This is a genomic window from Pseudomonas sp. 910_21 (assembly GCF_052850735.1).
Genome location: NZ_VXCY01000006.1, coordinates 508,691 through 523,322 on the forward strand (window position 1 = coordinate 508,691; position 14,632 = coordinate 523,322).

The following is a 14,632-nucleotide window of genomic DNA, read 5'->3' on the forward strand; positions in this document are numbered from 1 at the left end:
GAATCGATCGCTAACCTGCGGTTCGACATACTTTCGCTCGTCTTTAATTAGTTGAGTTGTCGGTGTGTCGTGCCGTAGTCAGGCGGCAGGAGCACACGAAATGACTGTAAAAACCACAACTTCCCGCAACACCAGCGCCACCAGCGACAGCTACAAACTGTCGATGCGTGCCGCCCGCGAAGCCCAGAACGGCCTGGCCGTGACCCTGGCCAACGTCAACTCCAGCACCGCTGGCCTGACTGAACTGGACGCCGAAGGCCGCCTGCAAAGGGATGGCCACAACGAGGTCGCCCACGACCGTCCGCCCCACGCCCTGGTGCAATTGCTGCAAGCCTTCAACAACCCCTTCATCTATGTGCTGATGACCCTGACCGGTATCAGTTTCTTCACCGACTTCTGGCTGCCGCTGCAAGCCGGCGAAGAAACTGATCTGACCGGCGTGATCATCGTCCTGGTGATGGTGCTGGCCAGCGGCCTGATGCGCTTCTGGCAGGAACACCGCTCGGCCAAGGCCGCCGAGGCCCTCAAGGCCATGGTCCGCACCACCGCAGCGGTAGTGCGCCGCGAGCAGATGGGCATGCAGGCCCGGGTTCGCGAAGTACCGATGCGCGAACTGGTAGTGGGCGACATCATCCAGCTGTCCGCCGGCGACATGATCCCGGCCGACATCCGCCTGATCGAATCCCGCGACCTGTTCATCAGCCAGGCGGTGCTCACCGGCGAAGCCTTGCCAGTGGAGAAATACGACACCCTGGGGGCCGTGCAGGAAAAATCCGCCAAGGCAGTGGCCGCCGACCAGCAAGACCTGCTGGACCTGCCCAACATCTGCTTCATGGGCACCAACGTGGTCAGCGGCACCGCCACTGCCGTGGTGGTGGCCACCGGCGGGCGCACCTACTTCGGCTCCCTGGCCCGCTCCATCGTCGGCTCGCGTACCCAGACCGCCTTCGACCGTGGGGTCAATAGCGTCAGCTGGCTGCTGATCCGCTTCATGCTGGTGATGGTGCCCATCGTCCTGCTGATCAACGGCTTCACCAAGGGCGACTGGGCCGAAGCCTTCATGTTCGCCCTGGCGGTGGCCGTCGGCCTGACCCCGGAAATGCTGCCGATGATCGTCAGCGCCAACCTGGCCAAGGGCGCCGCGGCCATGGCCAAGCGCAAGGTGGTGGTCAAGCGCCTCAACGCGATCCAGAACTTCGGCGCCATGGACGTGCTCTGCACCGACAAGACCGGCACCCTGACCCAGGACCGGATCATCCTCGAACACCACGTCGACATCAGCGGCAGCCGCTGTGATGCCGTGCTGCAACTGGCCTGGCTCAACAGCCACCACCAGAGCGGCATGAAGAACCTGATGGACCGTGCAGTGGTCAGCTTCGCCGAGGAAAACCCGCACTTCACTCCGCCCGCCGCCTGGCGCAAGGTCGATGAGCTGCCTTTCGACTTCGTCCGTCGGCGTCTGTCGGTGATCCTCGCCGATGCCCGCGGCGACCACCTGCTGGTGTGCAAGGGCGCGGTGGAAGAGATGCTGGAAACCGCGACCCAGGTGCGCCAGGACGGCATTGCCGTGAGCCTCGACGCTGAGCGCCGCGCCGCCTTGCTGCAACTGGCCGAAGACTACAACCGTGACGGCTTCCGCGTGCTGCTGCTGGGCACCCGTGACCTGCCCAAGGGTGAAACCCGCAGCCAGTACAGCGCCAGCGATGAGCGCGAGCTGGTGATCGAAGGCTTCCTGACCTTCCTCGATCCACCCAAGGAAACCGCCGGCCCGGCCATCGCCGCCCTGCGTGACAACGGCGTGACCGTCAAAGTGCTGACCGGCGACAACCCCATCGTCACCGCGAAGATCTGCCGTGAAGTGGGCCTGGAAGCGGGCGAACCGCTGCTGGGTCGCGACATCGAGCACATGGATGACCAAGTGCTCGGCCGCCTGGTGGAAGAGCGCACGGTGTTTGCCAAGCTCACTCCACTGCAGAAGTCCCGGGTGCTCAAGGCCCTGCAGGCCAACGGCCACACCGTGGGCTTTCTCGGCGACGGCATCAATGACGCCCCGGCCCTGCGCGATGCCGACGTCGGCATCTCGGTGGACAGCGGCACCGACATTGCCAAGGAATCGGCGGACATCATCCTCCTGGAAAAGAGCCTGATGGTGCTGGAGGAAGGGGTAATCAAGGGTCGCGAGACCTTCGGCAACATCATGAAGTACCTGAACATGACCGCCAGCTCCAACTTCGGCAACGTGTTCTCGGTACTGGTGGCCAGTGCCTTCATCCCCTTCCTGCCGATGCTGGCGATCCACCTGCTGCTGCAGAACCTGATGTACGACTTCTCCCAACTGGCGCTGCCGTGGGACAAGATGGACAAGGAATACCTGGCCAAGCCACGCAAGTGGGACGCCAAGAACATCGGGCGCTTCATGCTGTGGATCGGGCCGACCTCGTCGATCTTCGACATCACCACCTTCGCCCTGATGTGGTACGTGTTCGCCGCCAACAGCGTGGAAATGGCCGCCCTGTTCCAGTCCGGCTGGTTCATCGAAGGCCTGCTCTCGCAGACCCTGGTGGTGCACATGCTGCGCACCCGCAAGATCCCGTTCATCCAGAGCACCGCCGCCTTGCCGGTAATGCTGGCCACAGGCCTGGTGATGGCGCTGGGGATCTACGTGCCCTTCTCGCCCCTGGGCAGCATGGTCGGCCTGGTGCCGCTGCCATGGGAATACTTCCCTTGGCTGGTGGGCACCCTGCTCGCCTACTGCGTGGTCGCCCAGACCATGAAGACCCTGTACATCCGCCGCTTCAAGCAGTGGTTCTAAGGGCCTGACCCCTGGCGCATGCGGTGCAGACCGGATGCGCCAGACACTCAAGATTCACGATGCCACCGTCGGCGCGGCCAGCGCCTCGCCGACGGCGACGCTGTTCGCCTGCAAGGAGCATCGCCATGGTCCTCAAAGCCTGTTCGTCGTTGCAACGCGCCCTGCGCGCACTGCTGGTGATCGGCCTCAGCGCCTGCGCCCGCCTGCTTACCCGGGTGAGCATCCGGCTGTATGTCCGGGGCCTGCTGAGCGCCGTTGAAATTCGTTTTCTGCTGGGTTTCAGCGCCGCCATCACCCGCGCCTCCCTGCGGCTGGCGATTGCTTGAACCTGTCACAGTCCCGGGAGAATACTCATGTCGGGCACCACTCTTCTGATCAACCTGGCCGGCGCCATCGCGCTGCTGCTCTGGGGCTCGCAAATGATCTGCGGATCACTGCTGCGAGGCTTCGGCAGCCCGCTGCGGCACTGGCTCGGGCAACACCTGAACAACCGCTGGCTGGCGCTGCTGTGCGGCGTCGGCATCACCGGCGTACTGCAAAGCAGCACCGCGGTGAGCCTGATGGCCAGCTCCTTTACCGCCGCCGGCACCCTGGGCCTGGCCCCCGCCCTGGCGGTGATGCTGGGGGCCAACATCGGCTCGACCCTGGTGGTCCAGCTGCTCAGCCTCGACCTGTCGCTGGTGACCCCGGTGGTGCTGCTGGCGGGTTTCCTGAGCTTCCGACTGCGGGACGACTCGCGCTTTGAAAGCATCGGCTGCGCGCTGATCGGCCTGGGCCTGATGCTCCTGGCCCTGGGCATGCTCGGTGCCACCCTGGGCGCGGTGGAAAGCACCCCGGTGTTCCAGCTGGTGATGACCAGCCTCGACGGCGACCTGTTGCTGGCCCTGCTGGTGGCCATGCTGCTGACCTGGATGTGCCACTCCAGCGTCGCGGTGGTGCTGCTGATCGCCTCCCTGGCCAGCACCGGCCTGCTGTCCCCGGCCACCAGCATGGCCCTGGTGCTGGGGGTCAACCTGGGCGGCACCCTGCCGTCCCTGCTCGGCGCCAGCGGCAACGTGGCCCGGCGCCTGCCCCTGGGCAACCTGCTGGTGCGCCTGGTGGGCGTGGTCCTGGTGCTGCCCTGGATCACCGCCCTGGCCCAACTGGATGCGGTGCAAGCCCTGCCAGCGGAATTGCTGGTGGTCTATCTGCACAGCGCCTTCAGCCTGATCCTCGGCCTGCTGTTCATTGGCTTCACCGAACCCCTGGGCAAACTGCTGACCCGGCTGCTGCCGGCCCCCGCCCCGGTCACCGACCCGGGTATGCCGCTGTACCTGGACGAAGCCGGCCTGGAAGTGGCCAATATCGGCCTGTCCAACGCCGCCCGGGAAGCCCTGCGCATGGCCGACATGCTCTCAAGCATGCTCGACCGGGTGCTGCAGCTGTTTCGCACTTCAAGCCTGGTCCATGCCGAGCAGGTGCGGCACATCGACCAGTCCCTGGACCTGCTCAGCGCAGCCATCCGCGCCTACCTGGCGGACATCGGCAAGGAAGGCATCAGCGACCAGGACGCCGACCGCTCCCAGGAAATCCTGCTGCTGGTGATCAACCTGGAGCACGCCGGCGACATCCTCAGCACCAGCCTGGCGCAACTGGCAGTGCGCCGCCTGCGCCGCGGCGAAGCCTTCTCCGCCTTCGAGCTGGGCACCCTGTACCCGCTGCACCAGGAGTTGCTGGACAGCCTGAGCCTGGCCATCACCGTGTTCCTGCGCGAAGACCTGCCCACCGCCCACCAACTGCTGGCACGCAAGGAAAATGTGCGGCGCCTGGAAGCCGCCGCCGGCCGTGAGCACTTTCGCAAACTGCGGGAAGACCAGAGCGCCTGGGCCGAATCCGGCGACATCTTCCAGCGCCTGCTGCGCGACTATCGCCGGGTCCACCATCACATCGCCGCCCTGGCCTACCCGGCCCTGGAGCGGGCCGGTGAACGCGACATCGAACACGGCTACCTCAGCGAGCCCCTGGCCGACGCGCCGAGCGCCGAGCATCCCGTGGCCGGGTCCAAGGAGGACGCTGCATGCGCGTCCTGATCTGCGCCGGTCGCTACTACGCCGACAGCCGCCTGTGCCGCCGGGTCCTGGAAGCCTTCCAGCGCCTGCATGAAGTGCGGGTGGTGATCCACGGCGGCAGCCAGTTCCTCGGTGCCCACATCGAGGACTGGGCCCGGGAAACCGGGGCCAACATCGTCCGCTACCCGCCCAATTGGCAACTGCACGGCAAACACGCCGAGCGCCTGCGCAACAGCTTCATGCTGGCCGACAGTCGCCCGGACATCGTCCTCGCCCTGCCCGGCGGGGAAGACACCGAAGAGCTGCTGGCCCAGGCCCGGGTCCGCGGCATCCAGACCCTTTCGGTCGACGACCAGTAAACACCCCACGCAGCACCCACCCGCGCCGGCTCCCCAACCAAACGGTCCGGCGCCCCAACAGAACGAGATCCGCCATGTCCAAGCACAGCCCACATCGCTCCTCGCGTTCCGCCTCCTGGGGCCACACCCTGCCTGCCGCGAAAAGCCGCATGCTCAAACGCAACCTGCTGTTCCTCGCCCTCACCGCCGGTGCCACCGCCACCCTGGCCCTGTGCTCCAAAGCCCAGGCCGCCGGCGGCGCCTACGTGGTGGACGACGGCGCCATCAACGCCCCCGGGGAATGCAATGTCGATGTCTGGTACCAGAGCACCCGGCACCAAGGCTCCAGCCACAACAGCGTGATTGCCCCGGCCTGCACCTTCAGCCAACTGCCCTGGGTGCAACTGGGCGCCGCGGTGCAGCGCCAGCATGCCGACGATCACGGCGAAACCCAGCTCAGTCCGCAGATCAAGGTCCAACTGCTGAACCGCGAAGACCTGGGCCTGCAACTGGCCCTGGCCGGCTCTGCCCACTGGGCCCTGAACCGCAACCACAGCTTCGACGGCGGCGACCTCTCCCTGCCCCTGACCTTCAGCGCCAGCGACAGCCTGCGGCTGAACCTCAATGCCGGCTGGACCCACGCCTACGACGATGGCGAGCAGAACCATCGCTGGACCTGGGGTACCGGTGTGGAATACGACCTGATGCCGAGCCTGACCCTGATTGCCGAGCGTTATGGCCAGCGCGGCGGCGAACAGGGCTGGCAGGCCGGCCCACGCCTGCACGTGGGGCAGCACCTGGACCTGGACCTGATCGTTGGCCAGCACCTGACCGAAGACCGCGACCGCTGGCTCACCACCGGCGCGACCCTGAGATTCTGAGCCCCCGACCTTTTCCAATCCCCCATCCCCGCCCCCCTACGGGGAACTACACGGTGTATCTGACTGCTGTAGGAGCTGGCTTGCCAGCGAAGGCGTCGGCCCAGGCGCTGCATGTCTCACGGGCCTCTTCGCCGGCAAGCCGGCTCCTACAGGGAACGGCACGGTCTATCTGTCTGCTGTAGGAGCTGGCTTGCCAGCGAAGGCGTCGGCCCAGGCGCTGCAAGCCTTACGGGCCTCTTCGCCGGCAAGCCGGCGCCTACGGGGGGCAGTGAAACGGGCCACCGCAGGGCCGTTCAGGCTGGGAGGGGATGCAGGGCTTCGTCGAATTGCTCCAGGCGGGGGAAAACCAGCGGTTGCTCGTCTGCAAGATGCTCCAGCCGCTGCCGGTAGCTGTGCAGGAACTCTTCTCGGGCTTCCTGGCTGATGTAAGGCACGTGCCAGGCCACGAACGGTTCCAGTACGTCACAGCCAACATAGGCCAATGTGCCCCGCAGCAAAGGGCGCAACATTTCTTCGAGCGGTCCATGGATCGCGCCCTCGCCAAACATGTGCTCGCGCCCGCCCAGGGTCAGGGTCACCAGGGCTTTCTTGCCCGCCAGCCCACCCTGGTCATAGAAGCGCTTGCCGCCATAACACACCCCGGACACCAGCACCCGGTCGATCCAGCCCTTGAGCATGGCCGGCACCGAGAACCAGAACACCGGGAAGTTGAGGATCAAGAGGTCAGCCCACAGCAGCTTGTCCAGCTCGCCCTGGATGTCCGCGGCGATGCTGGCGTTCTTCACCCCCAGACGTTGCTCCAGGGCGTACACCAGATAATCCGGATTGTCCCGGGCGGCAAAATCCGCGGCGCTGGCCACCGGGTTCCAGTTCATCGCGTACAGGTCGCTGACCTGCACCTGGTGCCCTTGGGCCTCCAGGGTGCTGCGGGCCTGGTCGCGCAAGGCGGCGGTGAAGGATTGCGGCTCGGGGTGGGCGTGAACAATCAGTACCTTCATGAAGACTCCTCAAACAGTGGGCAAAGTGGCGGGGGCAACGCGGCGGCTCAGGCAGTGCTCGGCGCACAGGGCAATGCGCCGACAGGCTTCGCGCAAGTCATCCGGCTGCAGCACCAGCCCCAGGCGGATATGCCCGGCGGCGCTGGGGCCGAAGGCCTCGCCGGCCAGCACCGAAACCCCCTGCTCGTCCAGCAGGCGCTCGCTGAAGGCCTGGGCGCTGAGCCCGGTGGCACGAATGTCGACCATGACGAACATGCCGCCGTCGGGCTTCAGCGGCCGGGCGCCGGGGCAATCGGCCAGACAGTCGCAGACCAGATCCCGGCGCTGGCGATAGGCCTCGGCCATGTCCCGCAACTGCGGCAAAGGCTGTTCCAAGGCCACCACGGCGGCGTCCTGAATGAACTCCGGCGAGCCGTAGAGCATGCACAGGGCGAGGTTTTCCAGGTGCGCGGCCAGGGCCGTCGGCGCCACCACCCAGCCCAGGCGCCAGCCGGTCATGGCGTGGGACTTGGACAGGCTGTTGAGGGTCGCGGTGCGCTCGGCCATGCCCGGCAGGCTGGCCGGGCTGACATGCTCGCCCTCGTACAGCAGTTCGCTGTAGACCTCGTCGCAGATCAGCCACAGGTCATGCTCGATGCACAGCGCCGCCAGGGCTTCCCAGGTGGCCCGGGGGATGCTGGCGCCCGTGGGGTTGTGCGGGCTGTTGAGCACCAGGGCCCGGGTCTTGCCGGTGATACGCGCGGCCACCGCCTCGGGCTGCACCCGAAAGCCGTCCTCGGCCCGCACCGGCAGCGGCACCACCTGGGCATTGCAGGCGCCGAACACCGCTTCATAGGTAACGTACATCGGCTCGGCCACTATCACTTCGTCCCCCGGGTCCAGCAGGCATTGGGCCACGCTGTAGAGGGCGCACTGGGCACCGGCCAGCACCACCACTTGCTCGGCATCCACCACTTGCCCGCTGCGCTGCTGATGACGCCGGGCAATGGCCTGGCGCAAGGCGCGCTTGCCGCGCACATCGGCGTAATGGGTGTGGCCGGCCTGCAGGCTGTCGATGGCCGCCTGGACGATGGGCTGGGGGGTGTCGAAATCCGGGTCGCCCACCGACAGCAACCAGACTTGCTCGCCGCGTTCGCGTTTGGCCAGGGCCCGGTAATGAATGTCCCAGGCGGCGGCGCCGTCTCCGGCAATACGTTGGGTCAGTTGAGAAAAGCGCATGCTCAGGCTCCAGGCAAAAAGGGATGGTCAGCGCGCACAGGCGTGCTTGAGCTCGATCAGGCTCACGCCGTTGCGGGCAAAGCCGCTGCGCAGTGCCTGCTGCAACTCGTCGAGGCTGGCGGGCTGGCTGACGCTGCAACCAAAGGCGCGGGCCAGGGCGGCAAAATCCGGATTGCGCGGCAGCACGCCAATGGGCTCGATGTTCAGCTCCAGCATGTCGTCGCGGATCTGCCCCAGGGCGTCGTTGTTCCACAGCAGCACCACCAGCGGGCTGTCCAGCTCCTCCACCGCCGTGGCCAGTTCCTGCACGGTGTAGAGAAAACCGCCGTCGCCCACCAGCACCAGCCCGGGACGCTCCGGGGCACCGAGCTTGGCGCCGATGCCCGCCGGCAAGCCGTAGCCCAGGGTGCCGTAGCCGGTGGGATGCAGCCAACTGCGGGTGGCCCGGGTCGGGTACAGGTAGTTGCCGCTGTAGGCCAGCTGAGTCATGTCGCTGGCGATGAAGCCGTGCTCTGGCAGCTCGGCGGCAATGCGTTGCAGGATCGAGCGATGAATCTGCTGCAAGGGCCCCTGCCCGTCCTGCACCGCCCGGCGCAGCCCGGCCACTGCGTGCTGCGCTGCCGTGGCCTCTCTGGGCTGTGGCGGCAAGGCTTGCAGCAAAGCGTCCAGCGTAGCCCGGGCATCGCCCTGCAAGGCCACGGCGCAGGGGTAAAAGTCATTGAACTTGCGTGGGTCGATATCCAGCCGCAGCAGCTCGCCGTTAAGCGGCAGGCGCTCGCGCCAATAGTCGGTGTCGGCCATCTCGGTGCCCACCGCCAGCACCACATCGGCCTGAGCGATCAACTGCCAGCCGGGCTCGACACACAAGGTCGCCCCGGCGTTCAGCGGCGCCTCGTCCGGCAGCAGGCCCTTGCCGGCCACACTGCTGAAAAACACCGCGCCCAACCGGGTGCTCAGGGCCCGCAGTTGCTCGGCGGCGTGCAGCGCGCCGCCACCGGCAATGATCATCGGCCGCTTGGCCTTGCGCAGTTTGTCCGCCGCTTGCTGGATATCCGCCGCCGCAGCCGGGCCGCGAGCGGGGCGTCGCCGCACTTCACCGGTCCAGTCACGGGCGACCTTGGCCGCCAGCACATCCAGGGGCACGCTGATGTGCACCGGGCGCGGGCGCTCGCTGTCGAACACGGCAAAGGCCCGGGCGATCAGCTCCGGCAAATCTTCCGGGCTCAGGGCCAGGGCCGAAAAGGCGGTGATAGGCGCGGTAATCGCCCGCTGGTCCTGGGTTTCGTGCAGCGAGCCGCAGCCCTTGCCCAGGCTGGCGCTGTGGTTGACGCTGGAAATCACCAGCAGCGGGATCGAGTCGGCGTAGGCCTGGCCGATGGGGGTGGCGACGTTGGTCACCCCTGGGCCGCTGATGACGAAACACACCCCGGGCTTGCCGCTGACCCGGGCGTAACCGTCGGCCATGAAGCCCGCGCCCTGCTCATGCCGGGTCAGCACATGGCGAATGCCGCTGCCGGGCAGGCCGCGATACAACTCCAGGGTGTGCACCCCGGGAATGCCGAACACCGTGTCAACGCCGTAGCCGGCCAGCAGGCGCACCAGGGCCTGGCCACCGGTCAAGGTCTGATCGTGCATGTCTCTCTCCTCAAGCCTGGCCAAGGCGAATCAACGCATCGACCGCGACGGTGCCTTCGGCACCGACCAACAATGGGTTCACATCCAGTTCCAGCAGTTGCCCGGCGTGTTCGCAGGCGTAGTTCGCCACCGCGCCGATGGCCGCCACCAGGGCTTGCAGGTCGGCCTCGCGGCGCCCGCGAAAACCTTGCAGCAAGGCGGCGCTACGCAGGCTCAGCAAGGCCTGGCGGATCGCCCCTTCGGTGGTGGGCAGCAACAGACTGCGACTGTCCTTGAGCAGCTCCACCAGCACCCCGCCGGCACCGATCACCAGGGCCAGAGCGAAGTCGTTCTCACGCTTGATGCCGACAATCAGCTCCGCCAGGGGCGGCGCGGCCATGGGCTCCAGCAACACCCGCTCAAAGGCCACGCCGGGCGCATGCTCGGCCATCCGCGTGCGCATCAGGCGCAGGGCTGCGCTCAGGGCTTCAGGGTCCTTGAGATTCAGGGCCACCGCCCCGGCCTCGGTCTTGTGCGGCAACTGCGCGCTGACCGCCTTGAGCACCAGCGGGTAACCGACCGCGGCCGCTGCGCTCAGGGCCTGCTCGGGGGTGCTCAACACACCGTCCGGGATGCTCAGGCCGAAGCCGCGCAAAGCCTGCTTGGACTGCCACTCGTCCAGCAGCACGCCAGTGCCGTGCAGGGCTGTCGGGCACAGCGGCACCAGGGCCGATTCGCCCAGGGCCAGCAGCACTGGACGCCGCTGTTGATAGGCGACGATCCGGCCCCAGGCCGCCAGACCGTCCTCCACCCCTTGCAAGGCGGGAATGCCGTGGCCGTGCAAACGCTCGCGGGCGCTGGCGGGCAGCAGCTCGGGAAAGGCCGAAGTGACAAAACCGCGCTTGCCGTGGCGTTGCAGCGCCGCGCAGAACAGCTCCAGCAGCAGGTCGCATTCCTTGCGCTCGCCGGTAAATTCGGCCGGGTAATCCAGCACCAGCATGGCGCTGTCGGCCTCGGTACGCAGGGCCGTGTCGAGCATGGCTTGCAAGGCCGTGGCGTCGCCCCAGATCGCGGTGGTGAAATCCAGCGGGTTGACCAGATTGGCGTAGCCCGGCAGCACCTCGGCCAGCTCGGCGCATTGCCCGGCATCCAGCTTGGGCAGTTGCAGGGCGTTGCGCTCGGCGTAGTCGGCGATCAGCCCGGCGTCGCCCCCGGAACAGGCCAGGGCCATCAGTTGCGGGCCGGCTGGCAACTGCCCGCAAGAGGCAGCCTTCAAGGTCTCGACAAAGCTCACCGGACCGCTGACCCGGATCACTCCCAGACGCTGGAACAGTGCGTCGTACAGCGCGTCCGATCCCGACAGCGAACTGGTGTGACTCAAGGCCAGCTCGGCGCCGATCTGCGACACCCCGGTCTTCAGGGCAATGATCGGAATGCCCTTCTCCAGAGCTTTATGCGCCGCCCGGGCAAAGCCCGGCACATTCTTCAGGCCTTCCAGGTGCAGGCCGATGGCCGTGACCCGTGGTTCGTCCAGCAGCACGTCCATCAACTCGGCAATGCCCAGCTGCGCCTGATTGCCCACCGACGCCATGTAAGCCACCGGCAGCGAGCGATCACTCATGGACAGGTTGTAGGCAAAGTTGCCGCTCTGGGTCAGCACCGCCACCCCGCGCTCCACGGTTTGACCGCCATGGGCCACCGGCCACAGCGCGGCGCTGTGCAGGTAGTCCAGCAGGCCGTAGCAGTTGGGGCCCAGCAGCGCCATGTCGCCCGCGGCCTGGAGCAGTTGCTGTTGCAGGGCCTGGCCCTCGGCGCCGGTTTCGGCAAAGCCCGAGGCGTAGCAGATCGCCCCGCCCGCGCCCTTGGTCGCCAGCGCCGCGACACAGGTCAAGGTCAGCTCGCGGTTGGTGGCGACGAACACCGCATCCGGGCCGCAGGGCAGCTGTTCGATGCTGGCCACACAGGGCACGCCATCGAGCTCGGCATGCTGCGGATTGACCAGCCACATGGGCCCGGTAAAACCGCCTTCGGCGCAGCGCTTGAGGGCTCGGGCCATGCTGCGCCCACCGACGAAGGCCAAATGCCGGGGGGCCAGCAGGCGCTTGAGATTGTCACGCAGAGTCTGGGACATGACGGCAATTCTCCAGGGCGCTCAGCGCATCAGCGGCCGCAGCAGTTCACGGGAAATGATGTGGCGCTGGATCTCCGAAGTGCCTTCCCAGATCCGCTCGATCCGCGCATTGCGCCAGATGCGTTCCACCGGGCCTTCGTCCATCAGGCCCATGCCGCCGTAGATCTGCACCGCCTCGTCGGCCACCCGGCCCAGCACTTCGCTGGCAAACAGCTTGGCCATGCCGGCCTCGCCGTCGGTCATGCTGCCCTGGTCCATCTTCCAGGCGGTGTGCAGGGTCAACAGCTCGGCGGCGCGGATCTGCGTGGCCATGTCCGCCAGCTTGAACGACACCCCCTGGTAACTGCCGATGGCCTGGCCGAACTGCTTGCGGTCCGCCGCCCATTGCAGGGATGCATCCAGGGCGCGCTGGGCCTGGCCCACGCAGTTGGCCGCGACCATCACTCGCCCGGCAGTGAGCCAGGCGTTGGCCACTTCCCAACCCTTGCCCACTTCCCCCAGCACCTTGGCGGCCGGTACCCGGCAGTCGTCGAAGAACATCTCGAAGGTGTGATAGCCACGGTTGCTCACGCACTTGGGGCCACGGCGGATGGTCAGTCCCGGAGTGTCGCGATCCACCAGGAACGAAGTCACCGCGTTGCGCTGGCGGCCGTTGTGCTCATAGGTGCCGGTGACCGCAAAGACAATGGCGAAATCCGCATGCCCGGCGTGGCTGATGAAGTGCTTGCTGCCGTTGAGCACAAAGTCGCCGCCGTCGCGCACGGCGCGGGTCTTGATCGCATTGGCATCGGAACCGGCGCCGGGTTCGGTCAGGGCGAAGCAGTCGACCTTGCGCCCTTGCACGCAGGGCAGCAGGTAATCGCCGATCTGCGAGCCGGTACAGGCCATGAGGATCTTCGAAGGCCGGGCAACGAACACATGCAGGGCCCAGGAACACTTGGCCAGCTCACGCTCGATCAGCGCCTGGGACAGGTAATCCAGACCACCGCCGCCCACCTCCTCCGGCATGTTGAAGGCATAGAAGCCGGCGGCAATGGCCTTGCTGCGGATTTCCCCGGCGAGGTCGGCGCTGACCTCATCGGCGCGGTCCACCGCTTCCTCGTGGGGCAGCAACTCCTTGCTGACAAAACTGCGAACCGCGTCCACCAGCATTTCTTGTTCTTGGCTGAGTTGGAAATTCATGGCGCTACCTGTGAGTGAGTGACGGTGCAAAAAAACCAGTGATCGGGCAGGACGACCTAGCGAAAAACACTTTCCCGTAGGAGCCAGCTTGCTGGCGAAGAGGCCCTTGACTAAGGCGCTGTTCTTGCGGGCGTCTTCGCCGGCAAGCCGGCTCCTACAAAGTGGGCGCATGGCCCAGGGGCCCTTTCTCCGGCAAACGGAGCGCCGCCCGGCCGCTCCTACATGCCCTGGAAACGTGGCGGGCGTTTTTCCGTGGCGGCGCGCAGGGCTTCGGCGCCGTCGGCGCTGCGCCCGCACAGCAGTCCCGCCGCCAGTTCGGCGGCCAGCTGCTGCGCCAGGCTGCGATCGGCGCCCTGGCGTATCAGCTTCTTGGTCTGGGCAAAGGCGAAAGTCGGGCCCGCCGCCAAGCGCGCCGCCAGCTCACTGGCGCTGGCGATCAACTGCTCATCGGCGCACACCTCGCCGACCAAACCGGCGGCCAGGGCCCGTTCGGCGCTCCACAACTCATCGAGAAACAGCAGGCGCTTGGCCTGTTCACTGCCGATCAAACGCGGCAGATGCCAACTGGCGCCGGCATCCGGCGAGTAGGCCATGCTGGTGTAGCCGGCCTTGAACCGCGCCGACTGCGCCGCCACCCGCAGATCGCAGCACAGAGTCAGGTCCATGCCCGCGCCCACCGCAGTGCCGTTGATGGCGGCGATGGTGGGTTTGTCCAGGCTGTGCAGACGGGTCATCAGGGCGTGAGCGGTTTCGGTCCAGCCGTAGCTTTCCAGGGCGCCGCGGGCTTCGGCTTCGGCCCATTCCGCCAGGTCGGCACCGGCGCAGAAACTGCGGCCGCTGCCGGTCAGCACCACGGCCCGGACGCTGGGGTCGCTGTTGCAGGTTTCCAGCAGACTGTGCAGCGCTTTGAGGCTGGGGATGTCCAGGGCGTTGCGTTGCGCCGGGCGGTTGAGGGTGATCCAGGCTACGCCGGCTTCGATCCGGCTGAGCAGCGATGATGAAGAGGTCATGGGCGTCCTCGAATTATTGTGGTTGGCGTGAGGGGGTGACTTGAGGGTCATACTAAACGAGTGTTCAACAAGGCGGCAATTGGGGGGACTGGGGGGGCTTTTTGGTCGGCTGATTGAGGTATCTGTTTGTTTTTATTGGGTAAACATCTGGGTTTTGGGGGTTGATGCGTGGGGGTTGTTACAACTTCGAACAAGCCTCGACAAAAGTGCGATTGGGGGAGGTTTTTGTGGCGAGGGAGCTTGCGCCCGCTCGGGTGCGTAGCGGCCGTAAAACCTGAGGGTGCTGTCTTCTTGGTGTACATATCCGTTGCTGCGGTAACGGCCACTTATGGTTTCGCTCTTACAGCGACTCACTTTGGAAAAGCCCCAAAGTAAGCAAAGGGCTCCTGCCCCTCCACTC

At 66.4% G+C, this 14,632-nt stretch carries 11 protein-coding genes; 5 read left to right on the forward strand and 6 right to left on the reverse strand.

The genetic code is table 11. The features are described 5' to 3' along the window. Positions 1-100 precede the first annotated feature (100 nt). The 5 genes from mgtA to FW796_RS21390 all read left to right on the forward strand — a co-directional run bounded on the left by mgtA (position 101) and on the right by FW796_RS21390 (position 6,079). Positions 101-2,812: a magnesium-translocating P-type ATPase gene (gene mgtA / locus FW796_RS21370; protein ID WP_446439968.1), complete on the forward strand. Its 2,712-nt coding sequence runs from the start codon at positions 101-103 to the stop codon at positions 2,810-2,812. Between the two features lie 125 nt (positions 2,813-2,937). Continuing rightward, positions 2,938-3,138: a hypothetical protein gene (locus FW796_RS21375; RefSeq protein ID WP_346632723.1), complete on the forward strand. Its 201-nt coding sequence runs from the start codon at positions 2,938-2,940 to the stop codon at positions 3,136-3,138. Between the two features lie 27 nt (positions 3,139-3,165). Further along, a complete protein-coding gene (locus tag FW796_RS21380; RefSeq protein WP_346632722.1) occupies positions 3,166-4,881 on the forward strand; it encodes a Na/Pi cotransporter family protein in 1,716 nt (571 codons plus the stop codon). Then, the gene (locus FW796_RS21385; RefSeq protein ID WP_253130548.1) at positions 4,869-5,219 is read left to right on the forward strand and encodes a DUF2493 domain-containing protein; all 351 of its coding nucleotides are present in this window, start codon (positions 4,869-4,871) and stop codon (positions 5,217-5,219) included. The genes FW796_RS21380 and FW796_RS21385 overlap by 13 nt, the downstream gene beginning before the upstream one ends. 74 nt (positions 5,220-5,293) lie before the next feature. Then, the gene (locus tag FW796_RS21390) at positions 5,294-6,079 is read left to right on the forward strand and encodes a hypothetical protein (RefSeq protein ID WP_346632721.1); all 786 of its coding nucleotides are present in this window, start codon (positions 5,294-5,296) and stop codon (positions 6,077-6,079) included. 293 nt (positions 6,080-6,372) lie between these two features. Here FW796_RS21390 and FW796_RS21395 read toward each other — a convergent pair whose 3' ends face one another. From FW796_RS21395 to FW796_RS21420, 6 genes are all read right to left on the reverse strand, one after another. Further along, a complete protein-coding gene (locus tag FW796_RS21395) occupies positions 6,373-7,077 on the reverse strand; it encodes an NAD(P)H-dependent oxidoreductase (protein ID WP_404939647.1) in 705 nt (234 codons plus the stop codon). 9 nt (positions 7,078-7,086) lie between these two features. Then, on the reverse strand, positions 7,087-8,295 hold the full coding sequence (locus FW796_RS21400) for a pyridoxal phosphate-dependent aminotransferase (RefSeq protein WP_446439969.1): 1,209 nt from the start codon (positions 8,293-8,295) through the stop codon (positions 7,087-7,089). Between the two features lie 27 nt (positions 8,296-8,322). Then, the gene (locus FW796_RS21405; protein WP_446439970.1) at positions 8,323-9,930 is read right to left on the reverse strand and encodes a 5-guanidino-2-oxopentanoate decarboxylase; all 1,608 of its coding nucleotides are present in this window, start codon (positions 9,928-9,930) and stop codon (positions 8,323-8,325) included. Positions 9,931-9,940: 10 nt separating this feature from the next. Next, on the reverse strand, positions 9,941-12,040 hold the full coding sequence (locus FW796_RS21410) for an acetate--CoA ligase family protein (RefSeq protein ID WP_346632717.1): 2,100 nt from the start codon (positions 12,038-12,040) through the stop codon (positions 9,941-9,943). A gap of 21 nt (positions 12,041-12,061) precedes the next feature. Then, positions 12,062-13,222: an acyl-CoA dehydrogenase family protein gene (locus tag FW796_RS21415; RefSeq protein WP_346632716.1), complete on the reverse strand. Its 1,161-nt coding sequence runs from the start codon at positions 13,220-13,222 to the stop codon at positions 12,062-12,064. Between the two features lie 218 nt (positions 13,223-13,440). Beyond that, a complete protein-coding gene (locus FW796_RS21420; protein WP_446439971.1) occupies positions 13,441-14,232 on the reverse strand; it encodes an enoyl-CoA hydratase/isomerase family protein in 792 nt (263 codons plus the stop codon). Between the last annotated feature and the right edge of the window lie 400 nt (positions 14,233-14,632).

Coding starts and splice junctions, on each gene's coding strand:
- mgtA (WP_446439968.1), top strand. CDS start 101: ATGACTGTAAAAACCACAACTTCCCGCAACACCAGCGCCACCAGCGAC.
- FW796_RS21375 (WP_346632723.1), top strand. CDS start 2,938: ATGGTCCTCAAAGCCTGTTCGTCGTTGCAACGCGCCCTGCGCGCACTG.
- FW796_RS21380 (WP_346632722.1), top strand. CDS start 3,166: ATGTCGGGCACCACTCTTCTGATCAACCTGGCCGGCGCCATCGCGCTG.
- FW796_RS21385 (WP_253130548.1), top strand. CDS start 4,869: ATGCGCGTCCTGATCTGCGCCGGTCGCTACTACGCCGACAGCCGCCTG.
- FW796_RS21390 (WP_346632721.1), top strand. CDS start 5,294: ATGTCCAAGCACAGCCCACATCGCTCCTCGCGTTCCGCCTCCTGGGGC.
- FW796_RS21395 (WP_404939647.1), bottom strand. CDS start 7,077: ATGAAGGTACTGATTGTTCACGCCCACCCCGAGCCGCAATCCTTCACC.
- FW796_RS21400 (WP_446439969.1), bottom strand. CDS start 8,295: ATGCGCTTTTCTCAACTGACCCAACGTATTGCCGGAGACGGCGCCGCC.
- FW796_RS21405 (WP_446439970.1), bottom strand. CDS start 9,930: ATGCACGATCAGACCTTGACCGGTGGCCAGGCCCTGGTGCGCCTGCTG.
- FW796_RS21410 (WP_346632717.1), bottom strand. CDS start 12,040: ATGTCCCAGACTCTGCGTGACAATCTCAAGCGCCTGCTGGCCCCCCGG.
- FW796_RS21415 (WP_346632716.1), bottom strand. CDS start 13,222: ATGAATTTCCAACTCAGCCAAGAACAAGAAATGCTGGTGGACGCGGTT.
- FW796_RS21420 (WP_446439971.1), bottom strand. CDS start 14,232: ATGACCTCTTCATCATCGCTGCTCAGCCGGATCGAAGCCGGCGTAGCC.